This window comes from Brachyspira hampsonii, assembly GCF_002214805.1.
GTDB classification, from domain to species: Bacteria; Spirochaetota; Brachyspiria; order Brachyspirales; family Brachyspiraceae; genus Brachyspira; species Brachyspira hampsonii.
The window spans coordinates 3,007,901-3,030,879 of record NZ_CP019914.1 but is presented as its reverse complement, the minus strand read 5'-3'; the positions used below and the strand labels follow the sequence as shown (position 1 = coordinate 3,030,879).

The window sequence follows — 22,979 nt, the reverse complement described above, 5'->3', positions numbered from 1 at the left end:
ACTCTTTCCTATTAAAACCTTATGTTTATAGGTATAAAAGAAACAGCAAATTGTTTTGTAAATATGCCGTACTCAATAGCAAAAGACTGATAGAATATATCAAAATGAAATCCCACTCTCATATCATAAAGCTGATAAGACATTTTATCCTGAGAATTCGCTACATATAAATCATTAACTGTTATTTCATGCCCAACAATATTAGCATAGCTTCCTATACCATTTACTCCAACTTTTGATTCCAAACTTCCATATATGATATCAGCACCCACAGAAAAATAAGCAGCTAAATATTGTATAACAGGAACCTTATCCTGCATTTTAAATCCGAATACTAATTTAGGACTTAAAGCAAAAGTTTTCCATTTTGATTCTAAAAAAGCATTTCCATTGAATACAACACCTGTATCAGTTCCTCCTCCATAACCTAAATAAAGAGGAACATATACATTTCTATTCTTTGCAGCCATTTTTAAATTTCCTTCGTCATAATTAAAATCGAATCTTAAATCTCCGAATAAATATTTAGTTCTAAAAAGATAAGCCTTTAATGAAGCACCTATATTCCAGCCTAGAGATTCTATTTCAACATCGTTTACAACAGCACCATAAATCTCCTTAAATCCCAAAGCCATTCCTCCTCTAAGAGTTAAAGCCAAAGGTACAGGTCCGAGATTAACCTGCAAATAAGCATTTATATGAGGTATAGGAAGTATATCCAAAGCATTAGCTAATGAATCATAATCATTTTGAGATGCAGTAGGATTTACTATATCGTTTATATGAAGCAAAGGCACATCGCTGTATAAATTAATTCCGAAACTTCCTATAGGTGTATGCATAGGTATAAGAAGTCCTGTGTTATTTCCTGAAGCTGCATTAAAAGCCATTTTATTTTTTAAAGCATTAATAACTACTGTAGCCGTCCCCTGCTGCATATTAGCAACTTCTAAAAATCCTAATGTAGTACCTACTAAAAGTATAACTGATTCATTCGTTGTAGTATCAAGAACTTTTTCAGGATTCTGTGCTATTGTTATAAGCTCGTTTAATGTAAAACTTTTTATACCCTCATCAAAAAGCTGATTCATCTGTTTGCTTTCTGTTAAAATATTTAATGTTTCTTTTGGTATATTATTATATGTACCTGTAGATTCTATATAAGCATTAATAAAAGTTTTATAATCAATAGTTGGAATAATCTGGGAATATAAATTGATGCCTATAACAATCATCAAAGAAAATATTATATATATTTTTTTCATAAGCAAATCAAAATAAGTATGAATAAATCCATTAATAAAATAATTTTTCATTATATTTTAATATTAATTTAATGCAAGCTAATATAAAAATAAAAATTGCATTTATAATCAAAAATTACAATAATCAGTATCTAAACTCCACAGTATAATGTGTAACAGCCTCATCAGGCATAATGTATTCTCTATTACTTTTCAAAAGCTCAAGCATATCCGCACTAGCATCATACTCCATACCAACACGTACATCTTTTATATAACTATTGGCAACATCACTCCAATAAGTTCCGTCCCTATATTCTTTTGCTGTTTTTCTTAAATAATTTATTACAATAGAATATTCTTTAATGGTATTGTACATAACTTCTATTTGTTCATAGTCTACAAGCTGCACTGCCTTATTATTAATATTAAGCATAACTTTTTCGCCTCCGCTCTGCCATACCATTAATTTATCTGTATAATCTATAGGAGTGATAACTGTCCAATCTTCATCTTTATTCGGCTCTTTATCTTTGGTTAAAAACTGATTAAGCCCGGCACTTTTTATATGAGCTTCTGTGATAGTAAAATATTCCTGCCCGCTGTTATAAGCAGCTCTTATTTCTTAATAAGGAGGTATAGGAACATAATAATATTTATTATTTATTGTATAAGTTTCATAAGGAGAGTTGTCAGATTTATAATATCTTCCATTATCAAGTTTTATCCAATTAGGCTCTTCAGGAGTTCTTATCTTTTTTTGTATATATGGCAAATCTCCTCCAACAAATGCAGATGATAAATTTTTAGCATTATCATAAGCTGAGGAATTATGCTCTACTTGCCAATTTACACCGTCAGTAGTTGACCATATAGTATTATCATTTTCAAAATACTGTGTGTTAAAAATCCAAGTAGGAGAACCAGGATCATAATATGCTCTTGCTCCTTTTGTAACATATATTTTATCTTTATCATAGCGAATATTAAGATAGCTTCTTTGTCCCCAAGGAGTATTAATCTTCTCCCAATTAGCACCTATAGAAGTATCTTTATTTTTATCTATTCTATAATAAACATTCTTGCTTACAGTAAATGAACCTAAAGATGTATTTCGGCATCCGCTTGGATTTTGCTCAGAAAAATCTTCTTCTAAACCTATTAAATATATATAATCTTTAAACCCTACAATTTCATAACTGCTAACACCAAATCTTCCTTGAAAGCTAGCATTAGGGTCTGTACTTACTGAAGGAAGAGTTTTATAAACATTATCGCTAGATCCATCCGTTGTCCAATTTATTAAATCTGATGATGTTTTTATCTCATTATTAAAAGTTATACCTGTGCGAAATGAATGATAAACTTCTTCACCTTTACAGTCTGTAGTATAAAAAGAACTTGAAGAATATGAATAAGTTCCATAATAAGAATCTTCATATGAAACTCTGTTTTCTTCTATTACATTCATTCTTAATAAATCATCATATCCTTTACTGTCTTTATCATAAACTACTATATTTCCGCTCTCATCTATTTGAAGTATTATGTCTTCAGCTTTTTTATTTAATGTTTTGATTTTAGGGTCATAATCATACATATAGTCAGCTAATATATACCATTTGCCTTGATATTTAAACTTTTTTTGAAAGCCTCCGAATACTTCACCGTTTTTAGCAGGCATCGGAGTAACATCTATATGTCCGGGTATTGCATCTTCAGGCAATGTAAAATCAGTTGGAGGCGGTATATGTGTAGGGCTTAAAATATTAACCTTTTTACAGGAGATTATCATAACTATTATTAAAATCAATAAAAGAAGTAAAAAATAAAATTTCTTATTAATAAAATTCTTTTTCATAGTACAATCCCTAAATAATTTTTTTATTATTGCTGATTATGAAATTATCCGTTTATTTATAGATTTAAAAATTATTCTATTATTTAAAATTATATACTTATTAATTTTATATGCATTCTTGATGTGATATAATATTTTGAATAAAATTAGGCAATTTTTTTTTTGATGCTTGGTACTTATATAACGAGTTCATATTATTGTCTTGGCTTGTGATACCTAAGCGAGAATGAAAAAATAACAAATCAAATATACTCTCATTATATAATATAAATATGATTTTTTCAACTTCTATTCTATATTTTTTTGTATAATTAATATATAACTTTACTCATAATATGGCTTACTAATATAATCTTATTAATATATTTTTATAGATCTTTTTACCATCTTTAATATCAAGAATAGATTCTTTTAAATTTTTATTTTAAGGCATATTATAAGGGTTAATTATTTCAAGATTATTCACAGATTCAAAGATTTCAAATCCGCATCATTTTAAACAGAATTAATTTCTGATATATATTCATCACATTATTTACAAATTAAATATAGTACAAATAAATTATTAAGCCTGCTAATTTCTTCATTATTTAATTATACTAATTTCAATTTGTTAAAGTTTATAATTATACTAAAATAATTATATAATTTTTTAATATAATTAGTCATAAAAATATATTTTTTTATATTAAAACTTGACATCATATTTTTGTATAGTATAATAACAAATACGGTATGTTAATATAAAGAGGTATAATATGACTGAATTGACAGATAAACAAAGAGATATTTTTAATTTTCTGCAAAAATTCACCAATGAAAACGGCTATCCTCCTACTGTTAAAGAAATCATGGTTCATTTCAATTTCGCTTCTCCTACTGCAGTAACAACTCATTTGACAGCATTGGAAAAAAAAGGATATGTAAAAAAAACAGGTAAAAGAGCAAGAGGCAGTGTGCCTATAGACACTTCAGAAAAAGGAAATCATAATATGATAAAAATTCCTCTTCTTGCTAATGAAGTTAAAGCAGGTCTTTTAATGGATGTTGCAGATGAAACTATAGAAGAAACTTATTCTCTTCCTAAATCTATAGCACAAGATGAGAATAATTTTCTTATGAAAGTAACCGGTGATTCTATGATAAACGCCCATATAAAAGAAGGTGATATGGTATTGGTTCACCCTTCAAATGAGGCTGATAACGGCGATATTGTTGTTGCTAAGATAGATGACAATGGAAACGAAGAAATAACTATTAAAAGATTTTTCAGAGAAAAAGACTGTATTAAATTAGTATCTGAAAATAATAATTACCCTCCTATAGAAAGAGAAAGTATAACTATAGTAGGTAAAGTAATAGGATTAATAAGATTAAAAATATGATTGATAATAATAAAAAAGGGGGCTTCTCAAAAGCTCCCTTTAATTTTGCATTTTTATAAATATTATCTGTAATTTGTAAACTGCAAAGGTATAGGATAATCCTTTCCTTTAATCATCGTAATAACAGCCTGCAAATCATCTTTTTTAGCTCCTGAAACTCTGATTTGTTCATCTTGTATGCTTGCCTGAACTTTCAATTTCATGTCTTTAATATCTTTAACTATCTGTTTAGCCAAATCTTTATCTATGCCATGCACTATTTCGTTAATCTCTCTTATAGAATCTCCTGCAGCTTTTTCTTTTTTCTTTTCTTTTAAGCACTTTTGATTTAAGCCTCTTTTAATAAATTTCTGAAATAAAATATCCCTAACCTGATTAAGAACAAAATCTGCAGGTGCTAATATAGTTATTGTTTTTTCACCTTTATTCAATTCTATTTGTATATTCTGTCCTTTGAAATCGAATCTATTATCTATTTCTTTAACAGCAACATTGACACAGTCATCTATAACCTGCATATCAACCTCAGAAACTATATCAAAACTTGGATCTTTTGCCATAATTTAAACTCCTTTAAAATATTATATTTATAACTCTGATACAGAATTATATTAAATTCAAGCAATAATTTTATATAAAAATAATATTACTTTTCGGTATTTAATAATTTTTTATAAAGCTTAGTATATTCCAAAACAGTTTTATGAAGAGAATAATCTTTACTCATAGCATTAAATATAAGCTTATCCCACACATTTTTTTTATTATAATATAAATCGAAAGCTAAGTCCATAGTATCAACAAAACTTTTTGCAGAATATTCATTGAAAGTAAAACCGGTAGCTTTATTAATACTTTTATTTCCGCTGTAGTTGATAACTGTATCTTTAAGTCCGCCTACTGCATGAACTATAGGAATGCTTCCATATTTCATGCTATATATTTGATTAAGTCCGCAAGGCTCAAAACGGCTAGGCATTAAGTACATATCGCTTCCTGCTGTTAATCTATGGGCTAATGATTCATCAAAGCTAAATAATATTTTTATATTTTTAGCTCTGCCTGCTCTTTTAGTAAATTCATTTTCAAAATCTTTGAAATAATTATTCTTGCTGAAAAGAAAAATAAAGTTAGCATCATAAGTAGAAATTTCAAAGAATGAAGAATATATTAAATCAAGTCCCTTCTGCGGATCGAATCTTGATATCATAGTTACAAGAGGATAATTTTTATTTGAAAGTCCAAATTCTTTATATAGAGAATTTCTTATAAGTTTTTTCTTTTCTATAGAATTAATATCATAATTATTTTTTATAAGTTTATCAGTTGCAGGATTCCAAGATTCATAATGTATTCCATTGAGTACACCATATAATTTATGAGATATTCCTGAAAGAAGACTATTCATTCCGCATCCAAACTCTTCGCCCTGTATTTCATTAGCATAAGAAGGACTCACTGTTGTAACTATGTCTGAAAGTATGATTCCTGATTTAATAAAACTTACATTGCCGTAGAATTCTAATCTGCTATGTACAAAAAATTTCCAAGATACATTAAGAAGCGGATATATGTCTGAAGAAAAATTTCCCTGATAAGCTAAATTATGTATAGTAAACATTACCTTTAATTTTTTCAAAGCCTCTTCATCATTATAAACTTCTTTTATATAAAGAGCTATCAAAGCAGTCTGCCAATCATGAATATGAACTATATCTAATTTAAAATTCTCATCTCTATATAAATATATTATTAATTGAATAACAGCTTTTGAAAATAATATAAAACGGCTTGCATTATCTGGATAATCAATGCCGTTTTCAGAATATAATCCCTCTCTTTTAAAAAAATTATCCTGCTTTATAAAATAAACATTTACATTATCATTTTGAGGATGCTTTATTCTAGCTATTTCTGTTTTTATTATTTCTTTTCCATGCTCTATTTCAAATTCAAATATGATATCTTTTTTGCTTATTAATTTATAATTTTGTTTATATAAAGGTATTACCAAAGATGAATTAATTTTTGAAGAACCTAATTTAATGGAAGATAATTCTAAAGGCAGACTTCCGGCAATATCTCCTAAACCTCCTGTTTTAGAAAATGGATATGCTTCGCTGGATACCATAAATATATTCATAAATTACTTCCATAAATATTTTTAGTATAGTTATATATCTTTTATACTTAAAAATCAAGTAATATATAATTTTTTACCATAAATTTATAATACTGTTTTTATTTAAAAGTACAAAATAAAATCAGGAAAATAATATGAAATATTTTAAAGAATTAATTAAAAATTATAAAGTATCAAAAGAAAGTCAATTAACAAAAGAATGTTTAAATACAGAAGTAAAAGCAATAGAATATGATTCAAGATTAATAAAGAAAAACTATTTATTTATTGCTATAAAAGGCTTGAAAGATGACGGACATAAATATATAGAAAGTGCAATAAGTAATAAAGCATCAATTATAATATATGATAATACTGCAGATAAAAATTTTATAAAAAAATTACAGGATAATTATAAAGATGTACACTTTGTTGCTGTAAAAAATCCAAGAGAATGCCTTGCCTATATTTCAGCCAAATTTTTTGATGAGCCTACAAAAAAAATAAATACAATAGGAATAACAGGAACAAATGGAAAAACTACTACAACATATTTATTAAAATCTGTACTTGAAGCAAACAAAAATAAAACAACTTTAATAGGCACTATCAAAAACATAATAGGAAAAACAGAAATAAAAACTAATCTTACAACTCCTGAATCCATTGATTTAGAAAATATATTTTACAAATCATTAAAAAAAGGAATATCTCATATAGTTATGGAATCATCATCTCAGGCACTTGCTATGAATAGATGCGATTACTTGAATTATGATACTGCGATTTTTACTAATATCACAGAGGATCATCTTGACTATCATGGGGATATGAAAAATTATCTTAAGGCAAAATTAAAATTATTTTCACTTCTAAAAGAAAGCAGTAAAAAGAAAAAGTTAGCGATAGTTAATATAGATACTGATAATTTTAAACAAATATCCAATTATATAAAAAAATTGGGAATAAATATGGTTACATACGGAATTAATGAAAAAGCTGATTATTACGGAAAAGTTATTTCGCTAACTTCTAAAAACACAGAATATGAATTTTATGCAAAAGGTAAATTTATATCAAAAGTAAAATTATCAATGCTCGGAAGATTTAATATTTTAAATTCTCTTTCAATATTAGCTTATGTATGCGAAAATAAATTGGATATAGAAAAGTCAGTAAAAGCTATGAGAAAAGTTCAGGTTGCAGGAAGATTTGAAATAGTAACCAAAGAAAAACATCCGTTTATAGTAGCTGTTGATTATTCGCATACTCCTGACAGTTTAGAAAATATTTTAATAGAAGCTAGAAAACTAAATCCTAACAGAGTTATAGCAGTGTTTGGATGCGGAGGAGACAGAGATAGAAAAAAACGTCCTATAATGGCAGAAATAGCTGAAAAATATGCCAATATAGCAATACTTACAACTGATAATCAAAGGACAGAAGATATTGAACAGATAATGAATGATATTGAAAAAGGATTCAAAAATAAAAATTATAAGAAGATTATTGACAGAAAAGAAGCTATATTTGAGGCGGTAAAAGAAGCTAAAGAAAATGATATAATTATAATAGCTGGAAAAGGACATGAAACTTATCAAATATTTCCAGATAAAACAATACATTTTGATGACAGAGAAGAAGCAAGAAATGCTTTAAAAGAATATTATCCTAATATTTAAAAAAATATGAGCAGACAATAATTATATTGCCTGCTCATTTATGTATATGAATTATAAATTACATTCCAAACATACCGAGTATTGAAACAAGTATATAGTCAGTTATAAGTATTATCATAAAACTGTAAACAACGCTTGTAGTAGTAGCCTTACCTACTCCTTCAGCACCGCCTGAAGTTCTAAATCCGTAAAAACAAGATATAATCATAACTTCAGCACCAAATATAGTAGACTTTATTAAACTGCCTATAAAGTCTCCCACACTTATTACAGAAATCGCTCTATCAAAATAATGCATAGGATCGCTATGTAATACGAATACTGTAACAACAGCACCTCCCAAAACTCCTATAACATCTGCAGAAACTGTAAGCATAGGAAGCGATATAACAGCAGCCCAGAAACGAGGGACAGCAACATATTCTATAGGATTGGTATATAAAGTTTTTAAAGCATCTAACTGTTCGCTAACCTGCATAGTACCAATCTCAGCAGTAACAGAACTTCCAACCCTTCCTGCAAATATTAAAGCGAGAAGCATAGGTGATAACTCCTTAACCATAGCTTTACCAACCATAGAACCTACAAATTGAGATATACCTTTCAATACACTGTCAAGAACTACAGCTATCTGCAATGACATAACCATTCCTGTACAAAGCACAGTAACAGAAGCAACAATAAAAGAATCAACTCCCATTCTTATTATCTGTTCTTTTAAAAGCTTAAAAGAAAATGTAGGTCTGAATGTGTATTTAAATACCTCTAAAATAAGAAAGGCAAACTCTCCCAAAGTTGCTAAAAAATATGTTAACTTACTTTTAACACCCTTTCGTAATTCTATTTTCATATCAAATAATTCCATAATAAAATTACTCCTTATAATTAAGACTCATTATTATTATAAATATTTTCAAATCTAGTTTGATCTGCTATAAAGTGAAGCGGTATGCCGTCATGTATAGCACCATTTCTATGTTTTGCAAGTATTACCTCAACTTGATTAGTTCTTTCATCTATTACCTCATCATCTTTACCTTCTTTATTAGGCTTTTGTCTATGCAAAAACATAACTATATCCGCATCCTGCTCTATTGAACCTGATTCCCTCAAATCTGAAAGTCTAGGCTTATCCTGTCTTTGTTCAACCGCCCTAGATAATTGTGCCAAAGATATAACAGGTACATTAAGCTCTTTCGCTAATGCTTTAAGTCCTCTTGAAATATCAGCTATTTCCTGTTCTCTTGTACCATTTCTTCTAGTATTTAAGCCTGAATGAATTAATTGCAGATAATCAACAACTATTAATTTTAAATCTATTTCCTTGCCTGTTGTCTTACTCATCTCAGCAAATTTATATTTCATTTGCCTAGCCTTTCCTCTTATTTCCATAATAGTTAATTGGCTTGAGTCATCTATTAGCAAATTAGCTTGAGATAAGCTGTTAAATGTCTGTCCGAGTTTAGTCCATTCCTGTTTTTCCAAATCTCCGGATCTTATTCTGGATAAACTTATTCTAGCCTTACTTGCAATTAATCTCTCTACAAGCTGCATTCTGCTCATTTCAAGAGAAAAAAAACCAATACCAAAATTTGAAGTTTCAATATTTGTAATGACATGTTCTATTATATTTAAAGCAAAACTTGTCTTACCCACAGAAGGTCTTGCAGCTAATATTATCAAATCTGAAGGCTGAAAACCATGCGTAACTTTATCAAGCGATATAAAACCTGAAGGGACTCCGGTAACACTTCCTTTATGTTTTTTTCTGCTTTCTATAGAAGTTAGGGCTTCATAAAGTAAATCCCTTATATGAATAAAATCATTATCTAATCTTCTTTGAGTAACTTCAAATATTTTTTTCTCAGCAAAATCTGCTATCTCTTTAGTTTCTGCATCCTTTGCTTCATAAGCCGATTTTTGTATATCCTGAGAAACAGTTATAAGATCCCTTAATAATGATTTTTCTGCTATGATTTCAGCATAGTATTTAGCATTCTGATGAAAAGGAGTTCCATCTATAATACGAATTAAATATGCCTCATCATTTTGAATAATTTTTTCAAATAATCCATTTTCTTTAAGATATCTCAAAGCAGTTTCTGCATTAATGGCTATTCCTCTATTATGCATTTCTAAAATACTTTCATAGAGCATACGATTTCTTTCACTGTAAAAATCAGTAGATTTTATTTTGGATATAGCAACAGATACAGCCTGAGAATTTTGAAGCATTGCACCCAATAGAGACTCTTCAGCCTCTATTGAGCAGGGTGTATTATTCATTAGATATTATGCCTATTAATTTAGATATTGCTTATTTTATTAAGCTTTTTCAGCTGATACCTCAGCTGCAGTATTGTTTTCTTCTTTAGATTCTTCTGCAGCAGTATTTTCATCTAAATTAATAACTTTAATTTTGATATTAGCATTAACGCTATGATATAATTTGATTTCAACTTCAAATTCACCTAGTTCTTTTATATGTTTTTCCATATGAACATCGCGTTTATTTATATCAATTTCTTTTTCTTTTAAAGCATCAACTATAGTTTGCTGACTAACTGAACCATATAATTTACCATTTTCAGCAACTTTCATAGGTATAACAACTGTAATATCTACAATTTTACCTTTTAAAATTTCTGCTTCCATTTTTCTTTTAGCTCTTTTCTTTTCTAAACTTTTCTGCATTTGAGCTAAAGTTTTTAAATTAGCAGCATTTTTTATAACTGCTATATTTCTTGGAATAAGGTAATTTCTTGCATAGCCGTCTTTCACTTTACATATATCACCTTCATAACCCAATGATATAAAATCTCTTTTTAAGATTACTTCCATTTGCCTTCTCCTTGATTTTCTCTATTAAATAATATAATAAATTTCACTTTATAATTTACATATTATAGCATATTTTACATATAATAGCAAGTTTAAAAACTATATATAAAAACAAATACCGTTATATAGTATATTGACAAACTGTAAAAAAATGTTATAATAATTAGAGTATTCTAACAAAAGGAGTTAAAAAATGAAATATTCTATTGTTTATACAAGTAAAAGCGGAAACACTGAAAAATTAGCTTTAGCTATAAAAGAAGCAGCTGACGGAGAATGTCTTCAATGCGTAAAACCTGATGCTGCAGACCAGAATAAAATTAATGATTCTGATGTAGTATTCGTTGGTGCCGGAAGTTATAAGGGTACTTGCGATGAAGCTGCTGGTAAGTTTATGCAGACATTAAAAAATAAAAAAGTATTTTTATTTATGACTGTAGGTTATGGAAATAATCAGGAATATTATGATAAAATGCTTAATCCAGCAAAAACTTTCTTAGATTCTTCTAATACATTAGTAGGTACTTATGCTTGTCAGGGTCAATGGATAGACGGTCAAAAGAAAAACTTAGAAAATATGCTTGAAAAAGCTGCAAGCGAAGATGAGAAAAAAGTTGTTCAATCTAAATTAGCTAATTATGACAATGCTATGGGACACCCTAATACTGATGATCTAAACAAATTAAAAGAAGCTGTTAAAGCTATAAAGTAATACAAACAAAATTATATAAAAAATAAGCTCTCGATAAAATTTATTATTGAGAGCTTTTTTATATCATTAAATTATATTCTATTTAAGTCCACAGGCAATTCCAAAACTCTAACAGCATTTTCTAAAGCCCTTCTCATAATATCTTCGCTTTTATCTCCGCTTACCTCAGATAATACTTCCACTGTATATGGTATAAATGAAGGCTCATTTGCCCTACCCCTTACTTTTTGAGGAGTTAAATAAGGAGCATCTGTTTCTATTGTAAACATATCCTTAGGTACATATTTAAAAGCATCTCTTATAAAATCATTCTTCATATATGTAGATGACCCTGAAAAAGATAATACATATCCCAAATCTAAAGCATTTTTTGCATCCTCCGCATTTCCGCTGAAACAATGAAATATTCCTCTTTTAGGTAAATCCGCATCTCTAAGAATTTTGAAAGTATCTCTAAAAGCATTTCTGCTATGTATTAATATAGGCAAATCAACATTTTTTGCTGCTTGGCATAAAGCTTTAAAAAATTCTTTCTGTTCATTTTTATTATCTTCATTATGATAATAATCAAGTCCTATTTCTCCTACAGCATATATTGATTTATTTTTTTTCTCCAATGATTTTTTATTTAAATTTTTTATTTTTAATTCAAATGCTGCTAATGTATCTTCATCATTCTCATTGGCATAATCAGGATAATACCCCATACTGAAAAATACTCCCTCAGCATCAGATAATATAAACATACGCTCGTCTATATCATTAGGGTGAACTCCTATATCTACAAAATAAAATATACCCGCCTTATTAGCTCTATCTAAAACCTCTTCTAACTCTTTACTCTTTTTAGATATATAAGTAAGATGGCAATGACTGTCTATCATTATGTTAACTCCAATTTAATATATTTTTTATTATTCTTCTAAATTATCTCCGGAAAGTATATGGAAATGAACATGGAATACTGTCTGACCTGCTCCGGCACCGCAATTATTCATTATTCTAAAAGATTCTAAACCTTGTTCTTTCGCAACATCTTTTATTGTTTCAAGAACTTTATTCATTATAAATTCATCTGTTTCCAAGATGTTTTTAACATGAGGCTTTGGAACAACAAGTAAATGCACCTTTGCCTTAGGATTCAAATCTTTAAATACAACACAATATTCATTTTCTTTTATAAATTGTGAAGGAATTTCTCCTTTTACTATTTTGCAAAATATACAATCTTTATCAAAATATTTATCTTCGCTGTAATTATTCATACAAATTCTCCTAATTATTAAAACCTATTATAATATAATAAATCAAAATGAAAAATTAATCTATATATAATAAAAAATAAATTATATTATTAGTAATTATTATTAATAAGTATTGAAATTAATTTATATAATATATATAATCATTCTATAAAAAATAAAAACAAAGGTATAAAAATGGCAGAAAATTTTTCACCTGTATCATTGGCATTATTCGGAGGCGGTATAACTTTTGCATTTACAGCATTGGGTTCAGCACTTGTATTTTTCTTTGTGACAGAAATAAAACCAAAACTATTAGCATCTATGTACGGATTTGCTGCAGGAGTTATGACCGCTGCTAGTTTCTGGTCATTGCTTGCACCTTCAATAGAATTATCAGAAAATACTAATTTACCTAATTGGTTAATACCAACAGCAGGATTTTTATTAGGTGCATTTTTTATATGGATATTAGATAAAGTAATGCCTCATATGCATATAGTAAACGGCAGCGAAGCAACGGAAGGAACTAAAGTTCAATTATCAAAAAGCATATTATTATTTTTAGCTATAACTTTGCACAATATACCTGAAGGCTTAGCAGTAGGCGTAACATTCGGAGCTTTTTCTGTAGGAGACAGCGGAGTAACATTCAATGCCGCATTAGCTTTAGCACTTGGCATAGGTTTACAGAATTTCCCTGAAGGTGCTGCAGTTTCTCTTCCGCTTAAAACAACAGGAGTATCTAAATTAAAATCTTTTTTACTTGGGGCAATATCCGGAATAGTAGAGCCTATTGCGGCAGTTATAGGTGCATTAGCAGTTACAAAACTTACAATCATACTTCCAATAGCTTTAGCTTTTTCTGCTGGTGCTATGATGTATGTTGTTATAGAAGAACTTGTACCCGAAGCTGTTGCTGAAGAACATAATCATTTCGGAGTATTTGGTTTTATATTTGGGTTTGCCATAATGATGATTCTTGATGTGGCTTTAGGCTGATAAATTTGATATTGCAAAGTTAGTAAAAAAATATAATATATATTGTATTAATTTGTAGTTAAGGATAATCAATGCAGTATATATTATATATTATACTTTCTATAATAATATTATTATTAATACTAATAATAATTTCTAATCATTTTGTCAATAAACTTCTGATAAAAACAAATAAAAAACTATTTGAAAGAAAAGAAAGCGGTAAAGAAGAAAGCGAAGAAAAAAAACGAATAAAAGAAGAAAGAAGAATATGGTTTAAAAGCTATCAAAAAGATGTATACACTGTATCTGATGATAATTTAAAATTGCATGCTCATTTTATAAATAATAATAGTAATGTATATGTTATAATAGTTCACCCTTATGAAGGGAGAGGCTCTTATATGAAATATTTTATAGAAAAATTTTATAATATGGGATTTAATATTCTTGCAATAGATTTAAGAACTCATGGCGAAAGCGAAGGGAAACTATATTCTCTTGGATATTTAGAGAGATTAGATGTTTTAGCTTGGATAAAATATATAAATGATAATTATAATAATGTCCAAATAATTCTTTACGGAATTTCTATGGGAGCAAATGCTGTTATGATGTGCTGTAATGAAGATGGTGTACATAATGTAAAAGCAATAATAGAAGATGCAGGATTTACAAATGCTTATGAGCAATTAAAAAGAAGACTAGATATGGCTTATAAATTTTCTTTTCTTCCAATAGTAGAAGCAACATCATTAATGGCAAAAATAAGATTAGGTTTTTCATTTAAAGATATTGATATAAAAAAAAGAGTAGCAGTATCAAAAATACCAATTCTTTTTATACATGGCGATAAAGATGAGCTTGTAGATTATAATATGGTTAATAAACTTTATGATGCTTGTTCATCTCAAAAAGAAAAGCTCATTATAAAAGACGGAAATCATATATCTGCTGTTTTCAGTAATGAAGATTTATATTGGAATACAATAAAAAATTTCATTAATAAATATATTAGTTAAATAAAAAAGCAGGATAATAAATACCCTGCTTAAAAACCATTGAGAATATATATTAATTGTCTACAAAATAGAAGCTGAATTGTCCGCCAATATCAACAGCACCATAATCATTTTTATTAAATCTTGGATCATTAACTCTTCCAGGTCCGAAATCATATCCTGCATAAAGTCCTATTCCTAAAGCTGTTTCATCACTAAAGAAAAATAAATAATCTAATGTCAATTTAAGATAAGGAATTACAGACATTTGATATTTATTTTTAATATCATTTAAAGTATAATAACTATTAGAAGTTTCAAATTGATTATATGTTGTATTATAATTTTTTGTAGATTCTCCTCCGGCTAATGGAATTTTAACTCCTGCACCTATTCCTATAAAAAAGTTATATATATTAAACTTAGGAAGTATTCCTATATTAATAGTATCAAAATAATAAGTTGTTTTAACATTCTGATACTGAGTTCCTGCTGCTTTGCTTTCATTAAAAGCATAAACATCTCTATGATAAGCTATGTCTAATGCTATAGAAAATCCCATATAATTATCAAAACCATTATATATACCCGGAGTTATTCCGATACCCCATTCAAAGCCAGCATCAGAAGTCAATACACCATCACTGCTATTAACTCCTAATTTATGCTCCTGATAACTTTGTGATATGGATGCACCTAATGGTATGTATAATCCTATACCGGCATGAAAATCTGCAAAAACAGTGCTGAATTGCATTATAAAAATACTAATAATTGTAATAAGTATCTTTTTCATAAAAAACCCCTCTATTAATTATTTATAATTATATTATAACACATTGTAAACGAAATGTCAAGAAAGAGTAAATATTTTTTACTAAAAAAGATAATTTTTAGAAATAAAGTAAAATTTATTTATCAACATAATTTCTAGGTATACCCGGGAGTATATAATCAAATAAAGCATAATTAGCCATATATAAAGTATCTCTGTCATTTGGGTTTATAGTATCAACAGGAACTCTATATGTCTTTATATATCTGTATGAATCAATTATACCTTTATCAAAATTATTATATAAATACTTCATCACAGTATAATAATCTCCTGAAGAATTAGTGGTATATGTAAATAAAAGTTTTGTATCATTTCTAGATCTTAAATACATGTTTATATCATTATTTCTAGCCGGAGATAAGAAGATATCAGTATCATCATAAGGCTTATTTCTATTTGTATCTATTCCTATGTAATGCATTAAAGGTATTTTTCCTTTGGCATCATTAAATGATTCTACAGCTAAACTTTCTAATGAAGTATAAAAATTTGTTTCTGTATTAAGTTTTATAGAAGGCTTACCAACATCTACAATAGATAAAGGAGAATATTGGAACTCTCTTATTTTTATAACATCATTATTTTGGAATGCCTCTAAATACGCAAAAGGAATAGTAAATAAACTGCCGGCAGAACCTGTTATATATATTTTTTTCACCCTTTCAGCATCTTTAATTATATCAGATGAAAGCATAGCTCTTTGAATAGATTTTAATGAATTTCTTCTCTCTCTTGGTTTGGATACATTTGTAAAGCTATTTAAATATGTATTAAGTTTATCTCTGTCTGCTAAAATAGATTTTTTTACTTCACTGTCTCCAACAACATAACTATAAGCTGCATATTTATTATCCTCATAGGCATAGAATATAAACATAGTATTAGTATTTTCGTTTGAGAATATTTCATAAGCATCTTTTATATTATTATCAAAATTACTTTCAGGAACTCGTATTTTATTTAACAATCCGTATATATAAGCAGAATTAGTTTTATATAATGAATAGAATCTGTCAGCAAACTCTGATACTGTATCAGTTTCAAATATATATTGATTTCCATAAATATAATTCATAGTAGTAAATATATCATTTTCATTAGTTGCATCCGTATTTATTATAGTATTTGCAACGGTCAATACTTCATTTGTATTTTGCATTCTATTTAGAAAATTAGTTACTGTATCAATAGGAGTCTTAGCGTATATTAAATCATAAAGAACGGCAACTTCTAAAATTTTATCTTTATTATTTCTGTCAACTCTATTTGCAATATAATTCAAATATTTTACAGATTGTTCAGGATCATTTTTAGCCTTCAAAAATCTTGATAATGTTCTAGGAGTAAAATATTCATCTATTAAATCATAATTATTATTAGTGTATAAATAAACAAAATGCAATGCTCTATTAGCTCCTTTCACAGCACCATCTTCTCCCATTCTTCTATAAATAGGCAGCATTGCTTTTATAAATCTGTAAGCATTAGAATCGCTTATATTTGTATATGAACTTGCAAAGAATTTGTATCCTTCTTCAGAGAATAAATAAGCAGTATTAGTATCCATAACTTTATATCTGTCTTCAACAATTCTAGCATAATTAAGCATCTTTTCATTATCACTCTGAGAATAAGCAATAACATTTGACATCATACTAATACTTGGAGAAGCACTTGAAGTATAAGAATTATAAAGTCTTGTCTTAAATTCATAAGCAGCATTTGACAATGAAGATACACTGTAATCAGGCTTTCCATATACAGTAAACATATTATTGTCATAGCCTTTCATACTAACTTCCAGAGAATTAGATGATAGTTTTCTGAAATAATTAGTATAAAACATTATTCTGGAATCTCTTCCATTTTTTCCTACTACTAAAGCTATATTATTTATATCTCTTAGAACCCTTCTATTATTTGTAAAAGTTTCTTCATCAGAATAAACTATATATAGATTCTTTTTCATTATATTGGATATATCAGAAGCACTAGCCCCTGTTATATCTGTAACTAATGGAACATAAGAATTAGTTGCTATATCTTTTAACTCCATAAATCTGAAATTGCCTCTTCTTCTCCTATTTGTAGAAACTGAAGAATTTGAATATATATTATTTGAATATGCATTATTAGTTTCTTCAGGATTATAAGAAACATTCATATATAAGTTATTAGTATTATTTAATTTGCTGTCATTTTGCAAATTATTATAACTATAAACATTATTAGTAGAATTAGTATTGCTTGCCATAGTCATACTGCTGTTTATTTCTTTCTCAGCATTTCTAGTAGTTCTAAAGAATGCTATTAATTTACTATCTATATAAGCAGTTTTAGCAGGAAGCATATATTCTGTTGAATCATATAATTCTCTTACAAAAATATTTTTATTGCTTATAACAATAGGTCTGAATCCTATATGAGTAACATAGTTTTTAGTTTTAGGCATATCATTGGTCTGCATATAGAATGAAGTTCTTCCATTTTCCCTAACAAATCTATATCCCAAATAAGTATCCCAAATAAGAGTCTCATCTTTACGCATAGATTTATCAATATCTTCAGGCTTAACATCGCATATTACTATAGGCTCTATAGGAGTATTAGAAAATTTTTCTATTGCTTCTTTTTCATATCCTGAAATTTCTTTAAGCATAGCAGCTTCCATCTTACTATCATAAGGAGTATCCACAGAATTTAAATACATTTGATATGAATACAAAGTCTTTTCATAAAGTTTATAATATTCTCTTAGATAATAATTATTCTCACCCAAAGTATAAAGTCTTTTATCTAAGAATTTTCTTCTCATATCAATAGCATCAAACATAGCAAGTATATTGATACTAGCATCAGGATAACTGTCTTTTAAGAACTCTATAACTTTATATTTAGCCTGCCTTAATATAAAGTTGTTATCCTCTACAAATGTTATCATAAATACACTTTCTCTTAATCTCTTTAATATTCTAAATACATACTGCACAGGATAATCCAAACTATCAGGATACCTGTTTCTGTATTTAGAGCTGAAATCAATCAAAGTAGTAAGTATTGCAATTTCTTCAACAGCAAATGCAGAAGTCTGAGCCTTTGAGAATGCAGACATATATTCTCTTGCTGCTTCTTCTATATACCCTGCTAATTCATAAGCCTTAGCTAAATTATATCTTATAATAATTTCAGTTTTTAAATCCACTGGGAAATTAGAGTTAGATGATAAAATATATTTATATCTATCTATAGCATCTTTAAGCATAGACAATCTCTGTACATTTACATCATGATTTCTCATATCTGTAGGATCATCTGATTGTTTTTTTCTATAGTTAACACTATTATCAGCTGTAAGTTTAAATGCCATTATATAATTGAAAGCAGCTATATGAGAATACAATAATAATCTGTCTTTTGTACTCACAACATTATTTGTAGATAGTATCTGAAGTGTTTTAGTGGTATTAAATAACTCTATAAAGAACTCTCTTTTAATAGAAGTTAAATCATTTTCCGATAAATACCTTAAATATAAAGATGATAAACTTAAATAGTTTTTGGCATCATTTTCTGCATTTTCATACTTAAGACTAGGATTATCAGCCAAAGTTTTTTCATCTAAAGTTTTCTGATATTCTTCTATAGAAGTTTTAAAAGACATTATGGAATTGGACTGATCTCCCTGTCTGTAATAAAGATAGCCTTCATTATTGTAATATGTAGCAAGCATTAAAGGCTGAATAGATTTTTTAGGTTTATCCTGAATAATATAATTACGGTATGAAGATAAAGCCTCTCTAGCTTCCGAATATCTTCCCATCTTCTCATACAATTCCTGATATATAGAATAAAGCATTTGCTGTTTATCTACATTTAAAGGCTCTCCCGGTATATATCCTCCAAATGATGCAAGTCCTAAATTTACAACATTAATATTTGCCCCATACAAAGTTATACTAACATAATTAGGAGTATAAACTGAAGAATCCAAACTATCTATTTTAGCTTTTACACTATCGCAATATAGTAAGGCATTATTATAATCTTCTAATTTTAAATAACATGCAGCAAGTAAAAGCTGATTAAGTTCATTTTTATTAAAATCATCTTTTGTAAGTTCATCTCTTTCTAATAAAGACTCTATAGCCTTATTATAATCTTCCTGCTCTATAGCAGCAATCGAAGTATATCCAACTATTTTATATACACTTTCCTTATCGCCTAATTTTTCAAATAAAGCCCGTGCCTTATCATATTCTCTATAAGCTCCTTTTATATCATTATTCATCCATAAAGAATAACCATAAAAGAAATGATACCAAGCCTTGCTCTTATCAGTTCCTATTTGATTAAGTAAACTTTCTGCTTCTTTATATTCATTAACAGCATCCGAATACCTTCCATTTATCAAATAAGAATTAGCAAGCATTATAGATATAGTACTAGGTTTAGTTCTTACTTTACTTTTTGCCATTATTAATGAATCTATAATTTCAGAATCCAAATTCTGAGTTTGGAATGCAAGCATATTATAACCCATATATGTGCCATTAGTAACAGCATTATCTTTATAAGCTGGTACTAATTCTATTACGCTTTTATATATTTTTTCATCTTGAAGCACCTGCATCCTTAAAGCCTGAGCAAATGTAAGCATCTCAGATTTTTTTACATAATAATTTTCTTCATCAGGATATAGGAATATTGCAAAATTAATATATGATACAGCCTTTTCAACTATGGTATCAAAAGCCTTATTCAAATACAAATAAAATCCGTCTTCCCTTTTTTTCTCACTGACAACATAGCGTTCAGGACTATACTGTTTGGATACAGCTATACCATAATATCTATTAGCTAAATAGTAATAAGCATTTGCAAGTTCGGCATGTGCCTCATGAGAAGAATATCTAGTTGATAAAATATTTCTCTCCCGCTCAAGTATAGTTTCTTCAAGTGATTCTATAGTACTATAAGCTCTAAGTCCGCTCTCTATAACCCTTGAAGAAGCTGAAGTATCATTAGGATTATATTTTAAAGTTTCATTATAATTTTCATAAGCAGCAGCATATTTTCCCTCATTATATGCTTTATCTGCTAAAGATTTATAATAATCAGCTAATGTAGTTTTACAATACTGAGCTTCATAAGTGGAATCAAAATTTTTTCCTCCGGAATTTAAAGCCTCTTTAAACAAAGCATAAGATCCATCATCTTTCTGAGCCATAAGTACCTTAGCATTTGCATAATATCCCAATGCAAGCATTATATCATTTTTAGATTCAATATAAGGATTAAATAAATTAGTAGCATCATCATAATTTCTTGAAAGTATAAGTCCGTCTAAATATATAAGTCTCGCAGCTACAGCTAAAGGAGCATAAGGATGAGCATTTTCTATTATAAGATTATAAGAAATCTTTGAATCTCTTATGAAATCTTTTGCAATCTCCAATCTGTCTGAAAATAATAAATCTTTTCTTTTATAAGGAGTATTATAAATATCTTCATCTTCTGGGTATTTATAACCATTATCTTCAACTGAATGAGCGTATAATTTAGCTGCAAGCAAATATAAATCTTTATCAATATTCAAATTAAGAATTTCGCTTAGAATTGTAAATGTATCTTCATTATTCTTATCAGTTTTATATTTTTCATTAGCTGATATATATCCTGACCAAGCTATTAAATTTGTCATCTCCAAATCAGTATTAGTAATAAAGTATTCATTTGTATAAGATTCTATATCAAACCAATTATTATTAGTGTCAAAACTCTCATCTATTTTTGATGTTAAAAATCCCGGAAATGTTTCTAAATACTCAGAAGTTAATACTTTTTTAGTATTATTATATTCTTTAATATTATTATTAGTATATGATGATATCATCATATTAAAATATGCCTTAGCAACATTGTTCTGATCTTCAGAAAAAGGGAAATATTCAGCAAATCTTTCTATAACATCTACTTTCCTATTGTATGGAAGTTCCACAAAACTATTATACATAGCGGCAGAATTATCATCTTTTATAAAATACTCTTTTGTAGAACCCATTGTTACTATACTAGTACCGTCTTCACTAACAACATAAGCTCCAACTAAAGCTGAAGGATAAGCTACATTGAAAGTAGTTAATTGAGTATCTTCTGATAAAATATAATATTGATGAGTTGTCAAAGAATAAGACATCAAGCGTCTTTTATCATAATAGGTTAAATTTCCGTCTCTGTCAGAATCTTTTTCTATTTCAAAAAATATAATAGTATCATCATTGTAAAATGTAGGGTTAAATTTAAATGTTTTTGTATCGGTAAGTATAGTTAAATTAGTCTGATTATTAGTATTAGGAATTAAATCCAATATAGCTAATTGAGAATACATATCTCCAACTTTAGAAGTTATAAAAGCTATTTTTGTATCATCAAAAGAAAATACAGGAGAACTAGCTTCAATATCAGATAATTTTTTCACATCTTTACCATTAGGCTTTACAGTAAAGAGTTTTTTAACTCCTCCGTCCCTATCTGAAATAAATGCTATAGAATTACCTTTATGAGAAATCACAGGATCAGTATCATAACCTTTATAATCTGTAAGTCTTATGATACTCTGCTCCAAATTTTCTAAATTATTTTTAGAAATTCTTATTCCGAAATTATAAAGTTTATATAAATATATATCACCGAAAGCATCATCTCTAGTAGAAGAGAATACTATATATTTAGATTTATCATCAGTAGAAACGGATGTATCTATTCCGGGGCTTCTGGTTAATCTATAAGTTTCAAGAGTATATGAATTTACAGCAAAAATATCAGTATTTCCGGCATTTTCCCTTGAATAATAAATCCAAGTACCTTCTCTATCAATTACAGCATCTAATGCCGGATTTACCTCTCCAGATGTTAAAGAATATTTTTTATATTCTTTTAAAAAGGGTCTGCTGTCAAATGCCGAATCAGTATTTTTCTGACTCGATGCACAAGCAAATAAAATAAAAGAAAAGAGAACTAATATTTTAAATTTCACATAACATTTTAATCTCATACTCTGCCAATATA

Annotated in this window: 17 protein-coding genes; 5 read left to right on the top strand and 12 right to left on the bottom strand. The window is 28.0% G+C overall.

Features of this window, described 5'->3' with window-relative positions:
• Window positions 1-11: 11 nt before the first annotated feature.
• From BHAMNSH16_RS13460 to BHAMNSH16_RS13455, 3 genes are all read right to left on the bottom strand, one after another.
• On the bottom strand, window positions 12-1,265 hold the full coding sequence (locus BHAMNSH16_RS13460) for a hypothetical protein (RefSeq protein ID WP_039954543.1): 1,254 nt from the start codon (window positions 1,263-1,265) through the stop codon (window positions 12-14).
• A 124-nt stretch (window positions 1,266-1,389) separates the two neighbouring features.
• Window positions 1,390-1,680 carry a hypothetical protein gene (locus BHAMNSH16_RS14785; RefSeq protein WP_308461623.1) on the bottom strand — a complete coding sequence of 97 codons (291 nt, stop codon included), beginning with the start codon at window positions 1,678-1,680 and terminating at the stop codon, window positions 1,390-1,392.
• Window positions 1,681-1,869: 189 nt separating this feature from the next.
• Entirely contained in the window at window positions 1,870-3,105 is a 1,236-nt protein-coding gene (locus tag BHAMNSH16_RS13455; RefSeq protein ID WP_308461622.1) for a hypothetical protein, read from the bottom strand.
• A 758-nt stretch (window positions 3,106-3,863) separates the two neighbouring features.
• Between BHAMNSH16_RS13455 and lexA the strand changes: the two genes are divergently transcribed.
• Window positions 3,864-4,490: a transcriptional repressor LexA gene (gene lexA / locus BHAMNSH16_RS13450; RefSeq protein ID WP_008726517.1), complete on the top strand. Its 627-nt coding sequence runs from the start codon at window positions 3,864-3,866 to the stop codon at window positions 4,488-4,490.
• 62 nt (window positions 4,491-4,552) lie between these two features.
• Here the strand turns inward: lexA and BHAMNSH16_RS13445 are convergent, their stop codons facing one another.
• The gene (locus BHAMNSH16_RS13445; protein WP_069726118.1) at window positions 4,553-5,050 is read right to left on the bottom strand and encodes a YajQ family cyclic di-GMP-binding protein; all 498 of its coding nucleotides are present in this window, start codon (window positions 5,048-5,050) and stop codon (window positions 4,553-4,555) included.
• Window positions 5,051-5,136: 86 nt separating this feature from the next.
• Entirely contained in the window at window positions 5,137-6,633 is a 1,497-nt protein-coding gene (locus tag BHAMNSH16_RS13440; protein ID WP_008726519.1) for a glycogen synthase, read from the bottom strand.
• Between the two features lie 134 nt (window positions 6,634-6,767).
• Here BHAMNSH16_RS13440 and BHAMNSH16_RS13435 point away from each other — a divergent pair, with 134 nt between their 5' ends.
• Window positions 6,768-8,294, top strand: a complete 1,527-nt coding sequence (locus BHAMNSH16_RS13435) for a UDP-N-acetylmuramoyl-L-alanyl-D-glutamate--2,6-diaminopimelate ligase (RefSeq protein ID WP_008726521.1) — start codon at window positions 6,768-6,770, stop codon at window positions 8,292-8,294.
• Window positions 8,295-8,352: 58 nt separating this feature from the next.
• Here BHAMNSH16_RS13435 and BHAMNSH16_RS13430 read toward each other — a convergent pair whose 3' ends face one another.
• Genes BHAMNSH16_RS13430 through rplI form a run of 3 tightly spaced genes read right to left on the bottom strand, consistent with a single transcriptional unit; the run spans window position 8,353 to window position 11,135 of the window.
• Window positions 8,353-9,159, bottom strand: coding sequence for an MlaE family ABC transporter permease (locus BHAMNSH16_RS13430; RefSeq protein WP_008726522.1), 807 nt, complete (start codon window positions 9,157-9,159; stop codon window positions 8,353-8,355).
• A gap of 20 nt (window positions 9,160-9,179) precedes the next feature.
• Window positions 9,180-10,580 carry a replicative DNA helicase gene (gene dnaB / locus BHAMNSH16_RS13425; RefSeq protein ID WP_008726523.1) on the bottom strand — a complete coding sequence of 467 codons (1,401 nt, stop codon included), beginning with the start codon at window positions 10,578-10,580 and terminating at the stop codon, window positions 9,180-9,182.
• Window positions 10,581-10,619: 39 nt separating this feature from the next.
• Window positions 10,620-11,135, bottom strand: a complete 516-nt coding sequence (gene rplI, locus BHAMNSH16_RS13420; RefSeq protein ID WP_069731823.1) for a 50S ribosomal protein L9 — start codon at window positions 11,133-11,135, stop codon at window positions 10,620-10,622.
• A 193-nt stretch (window positions 11,136-11,328) separates the two neighbouring features.
• Here rplI and BHAMNSH16_RS13415 point away from each other — a divergent pair, with 193 nt between their 5' ends.
• Window positions 11,329-11,847, top strand: coding sequence for a flavodoxin family protein (locus tag BHAMNSH16_RS13415; RefSeq protein WP_008731293.1), 519 nt, complete (start codon window positions 11,329-11,331; stop codon window positions 11,845-11,847).
• Between the two features lie 71 nt (window positions 11,848-11,918).
• Here the strand turns inward: BHAMNSH16_RS13415 and BHAMNSH16_RS13410 are convergent, their stop codons facing one another.
• Both BHAMNSH16_RS13410 and BHAMNSH16_RS13405 read right to left on the bottom strand, forming a co-directional pair.
• On the bottom strand, window positions 11,919-12,731 hold the full coding sequence (locus BHAMNSH16_RS13410; protein ID WP_008731294.1) for a TatD family hydrolase: 813 nt from the start codon (window positions 12,729-12,731) through the stop codon (window positions 11,919-11,921).
• Window positions 12,732-12,761: 30 nt separating this feature from the next.
• Window positions 12,762-13,112 (bottom strand): histidine triad nucleotide-binding protein, encoded by a 351-nt coding sequence (locus BHAMNSH16_RS13405; protein WP_008731295.1) that lies wholly within the window; start codon window positions 13,110-13,112, stop codon window positions 12,762-12,764.
• A 174-nt stretch (window positions 13,113-13,286) separates the two neighbouring features.
• Here BHAMNSH16_RS13405 and BHAMNSH16_RS13400 point away from each other — a divergent pair, with 174 nt between their 5' ends.
• Entirely contained in the window at window positions 13,287-14,093 is an 807-nt protein-coding gene (locus BHAMNSH16_RS13400) for a ZIP family metal transporter (protein ID WP_008731296.1), read from the top strand.
• 71 nt (window positions 14,094-14,164) lie between these two features.
• Window positions 14,165-15,094 (top strand): alpha/beta hydrolase, encoded by a 930-nt coding sequence (locus tag BHAMNSH16_RS13395; protein ID WP_069731824.1) that lies wholly within the window; start codon window positions 14,165-14,167, stop codon window positions 15,092-15,094.
• A 52-nt stretch (window positions 15,095-15,146) separates the two neighbouring features.
• Here the strand turns inward: BHAMNSH16_RS13395 and BHAMNSH16_RS13390 are convergent, their stop codons facing one another.
• Both BHAMNSH16_RS13390 and BHAMNSH16_RS13385 read right to left on the bottom strand, forming a co-directional pair.
• The gene (locus BHAMNSH16_RS13390; protein ID WP_008728002.1) at window positions 15,147-15,869 is read right to left on the bottom strand and encodes a hypothetical protein; all 723 of its coding nucleotides are present in this window, start codon (window positions 15,867-15,869) and stop codon (window positions 15,147-15,149) included.
• A gap of 115 nt (window positions 15,870-15,984) precedes the next feature.
• Window positions 15,985-22,965, bottom strand: coding sequence for a TolB-like translocation protein (locus BHAMNSH16_RS13385; protein WP_206193857.1), 6,981 nt, complete (start codon window positions 22,963-22,965; stop codon window positions 15,985-15,987).
• Window positions 22,966-22,979 lie beyond the last annotated feature (14 nt).

What these genes read in the sequence shown, in the direction of transcription:
- BHAMNSH16_RS13460 (WP_039954543.1), bottom strand. Translation starts at nt 1,265, where the DNA reads ATGAAAAAAATATATATAATATTTTCTTTGATGATTGTTATAGGCATC.
- BHAMNSH16_RS14785 (WP_308461623.1), bottom strand. Translation starts at nt 1,680, where the DNA reads ATGCTTAATATTAATAATAAGGCAGTGCAGCTTGTAGACTATGAACAA.
- BHAMNSH16_RS13455 (WP_308461622.1), bottom strand. Translation starts at nt 3,105, where the DNA reads ATGAAAAAGAATTTTATTAATAAGAAATTTTATTTTTTACTTCTTTTA.
- lexA (WP_008726517.1), top strand. Translation starts at nt 3,864, where the DNA reads ATGACTGAATTGACAGATAAACAAAGAGATATTTTTAATTTTCTGCAA.
- BHAMNSH16_RS13445 (WP_069726118.1), bottom strand. Translation starts at nt 5,050, where the DNA reads ATGGCAAAAGATCCAAGTTTTGATATAGTTTCTGAGGTTGATATGCAG.
- BHAMNSH16_RS13440 (WP_008726519.1), bottom strand. Translation starts at nt 6,633, where the DNA reads ATGAATATATTTATGGTATCCAGCGAAGCATATCCATTTTCTAAAACA.
- BHAMNSH16_RS13435 (WP_008726521.1), top strand. Translation starts at nt 6,768, where the DNA reads ATGAAATATTTTAAAGAATTAATTAAAAATTATAAAGTATCAAAAGAA.
- BHAMNSH16_RS13430 (WP_008726522.1), bottom strand. Translation starts at nt 9,159, where the DNA reads ATGGAATTATTTGATATGAAAATAGAATTACGAAAGGGTGTTAAAAGT.
- dnaB (WP_008726523.1), bottom strand. Translation starts at nt 10,580, where the DNA reads ATGAATAATACACCCTGCTCAATAGAGGCTGAAGAGTCTCTATTGGGT.
- rplI (WP_069731823.1), bottom strand. Translation starts at nt 11,135, where the DNA reads ATGGAAGTAATCTTAAAAAGAGATTTTATATCATTGGGTTATGAAGGT.
- BHAMNSH16_RS13415 (WP_008731293.1), top strand. Translation starts at nt 11,329, where the DNA reads ATGAAATATTCTATTGTTTATACAAGTAAAAGCGGAAACACTGAAAAA.
- BHAMNSH16_RS13410 (WP_008731294.1), bottom strand. Translation starts at nt 12,731, where the DNA reads ATGATAGACAGTCATTGCCATCTTACTTATATATCTAAAAAGAGTAAA.
- BHAMNSH16_RS13405 (WP_008731295.1), bottom strand. Translation starts at nt 13,112, where the DNA reads ATGAATAATTACAGCGAAGATAAATATTTTGATAAAGATTGTATATTT.
- BHAMNSH16_RS13400 (WP_008731296.1), top strand. Translation starts at nt 13,287, where the DNA reads ATGGCAGAAAATTTTTCACCTGTATCATTGGCATTATTCGGAGGCGGT.
- BHAMNSH16_RS13395 (WP_069731824.1), top strand. Translation starts at nt 14,165, where the DNA reads ATGCAGTATATATTATATATTATACTTTCTATAATAATATTATTATTA.
- BHAMNSH16_RS13390 (WP_008728002.1), bottom strand. Translation starts at nt 15,869, where the DNA reads ATGAAAAAGATACTTATTACAATTATTAGTATTTTTATAATGCAATTC.
- BHAMNSH16_RS13385 (WP_206193857.1), bottom strand. Translation starts at nt 22,965, where the DNA reads ATGAGATTAAAATGTTATGTGAAATTTAAAATATTAGTTCTCTTTTCT.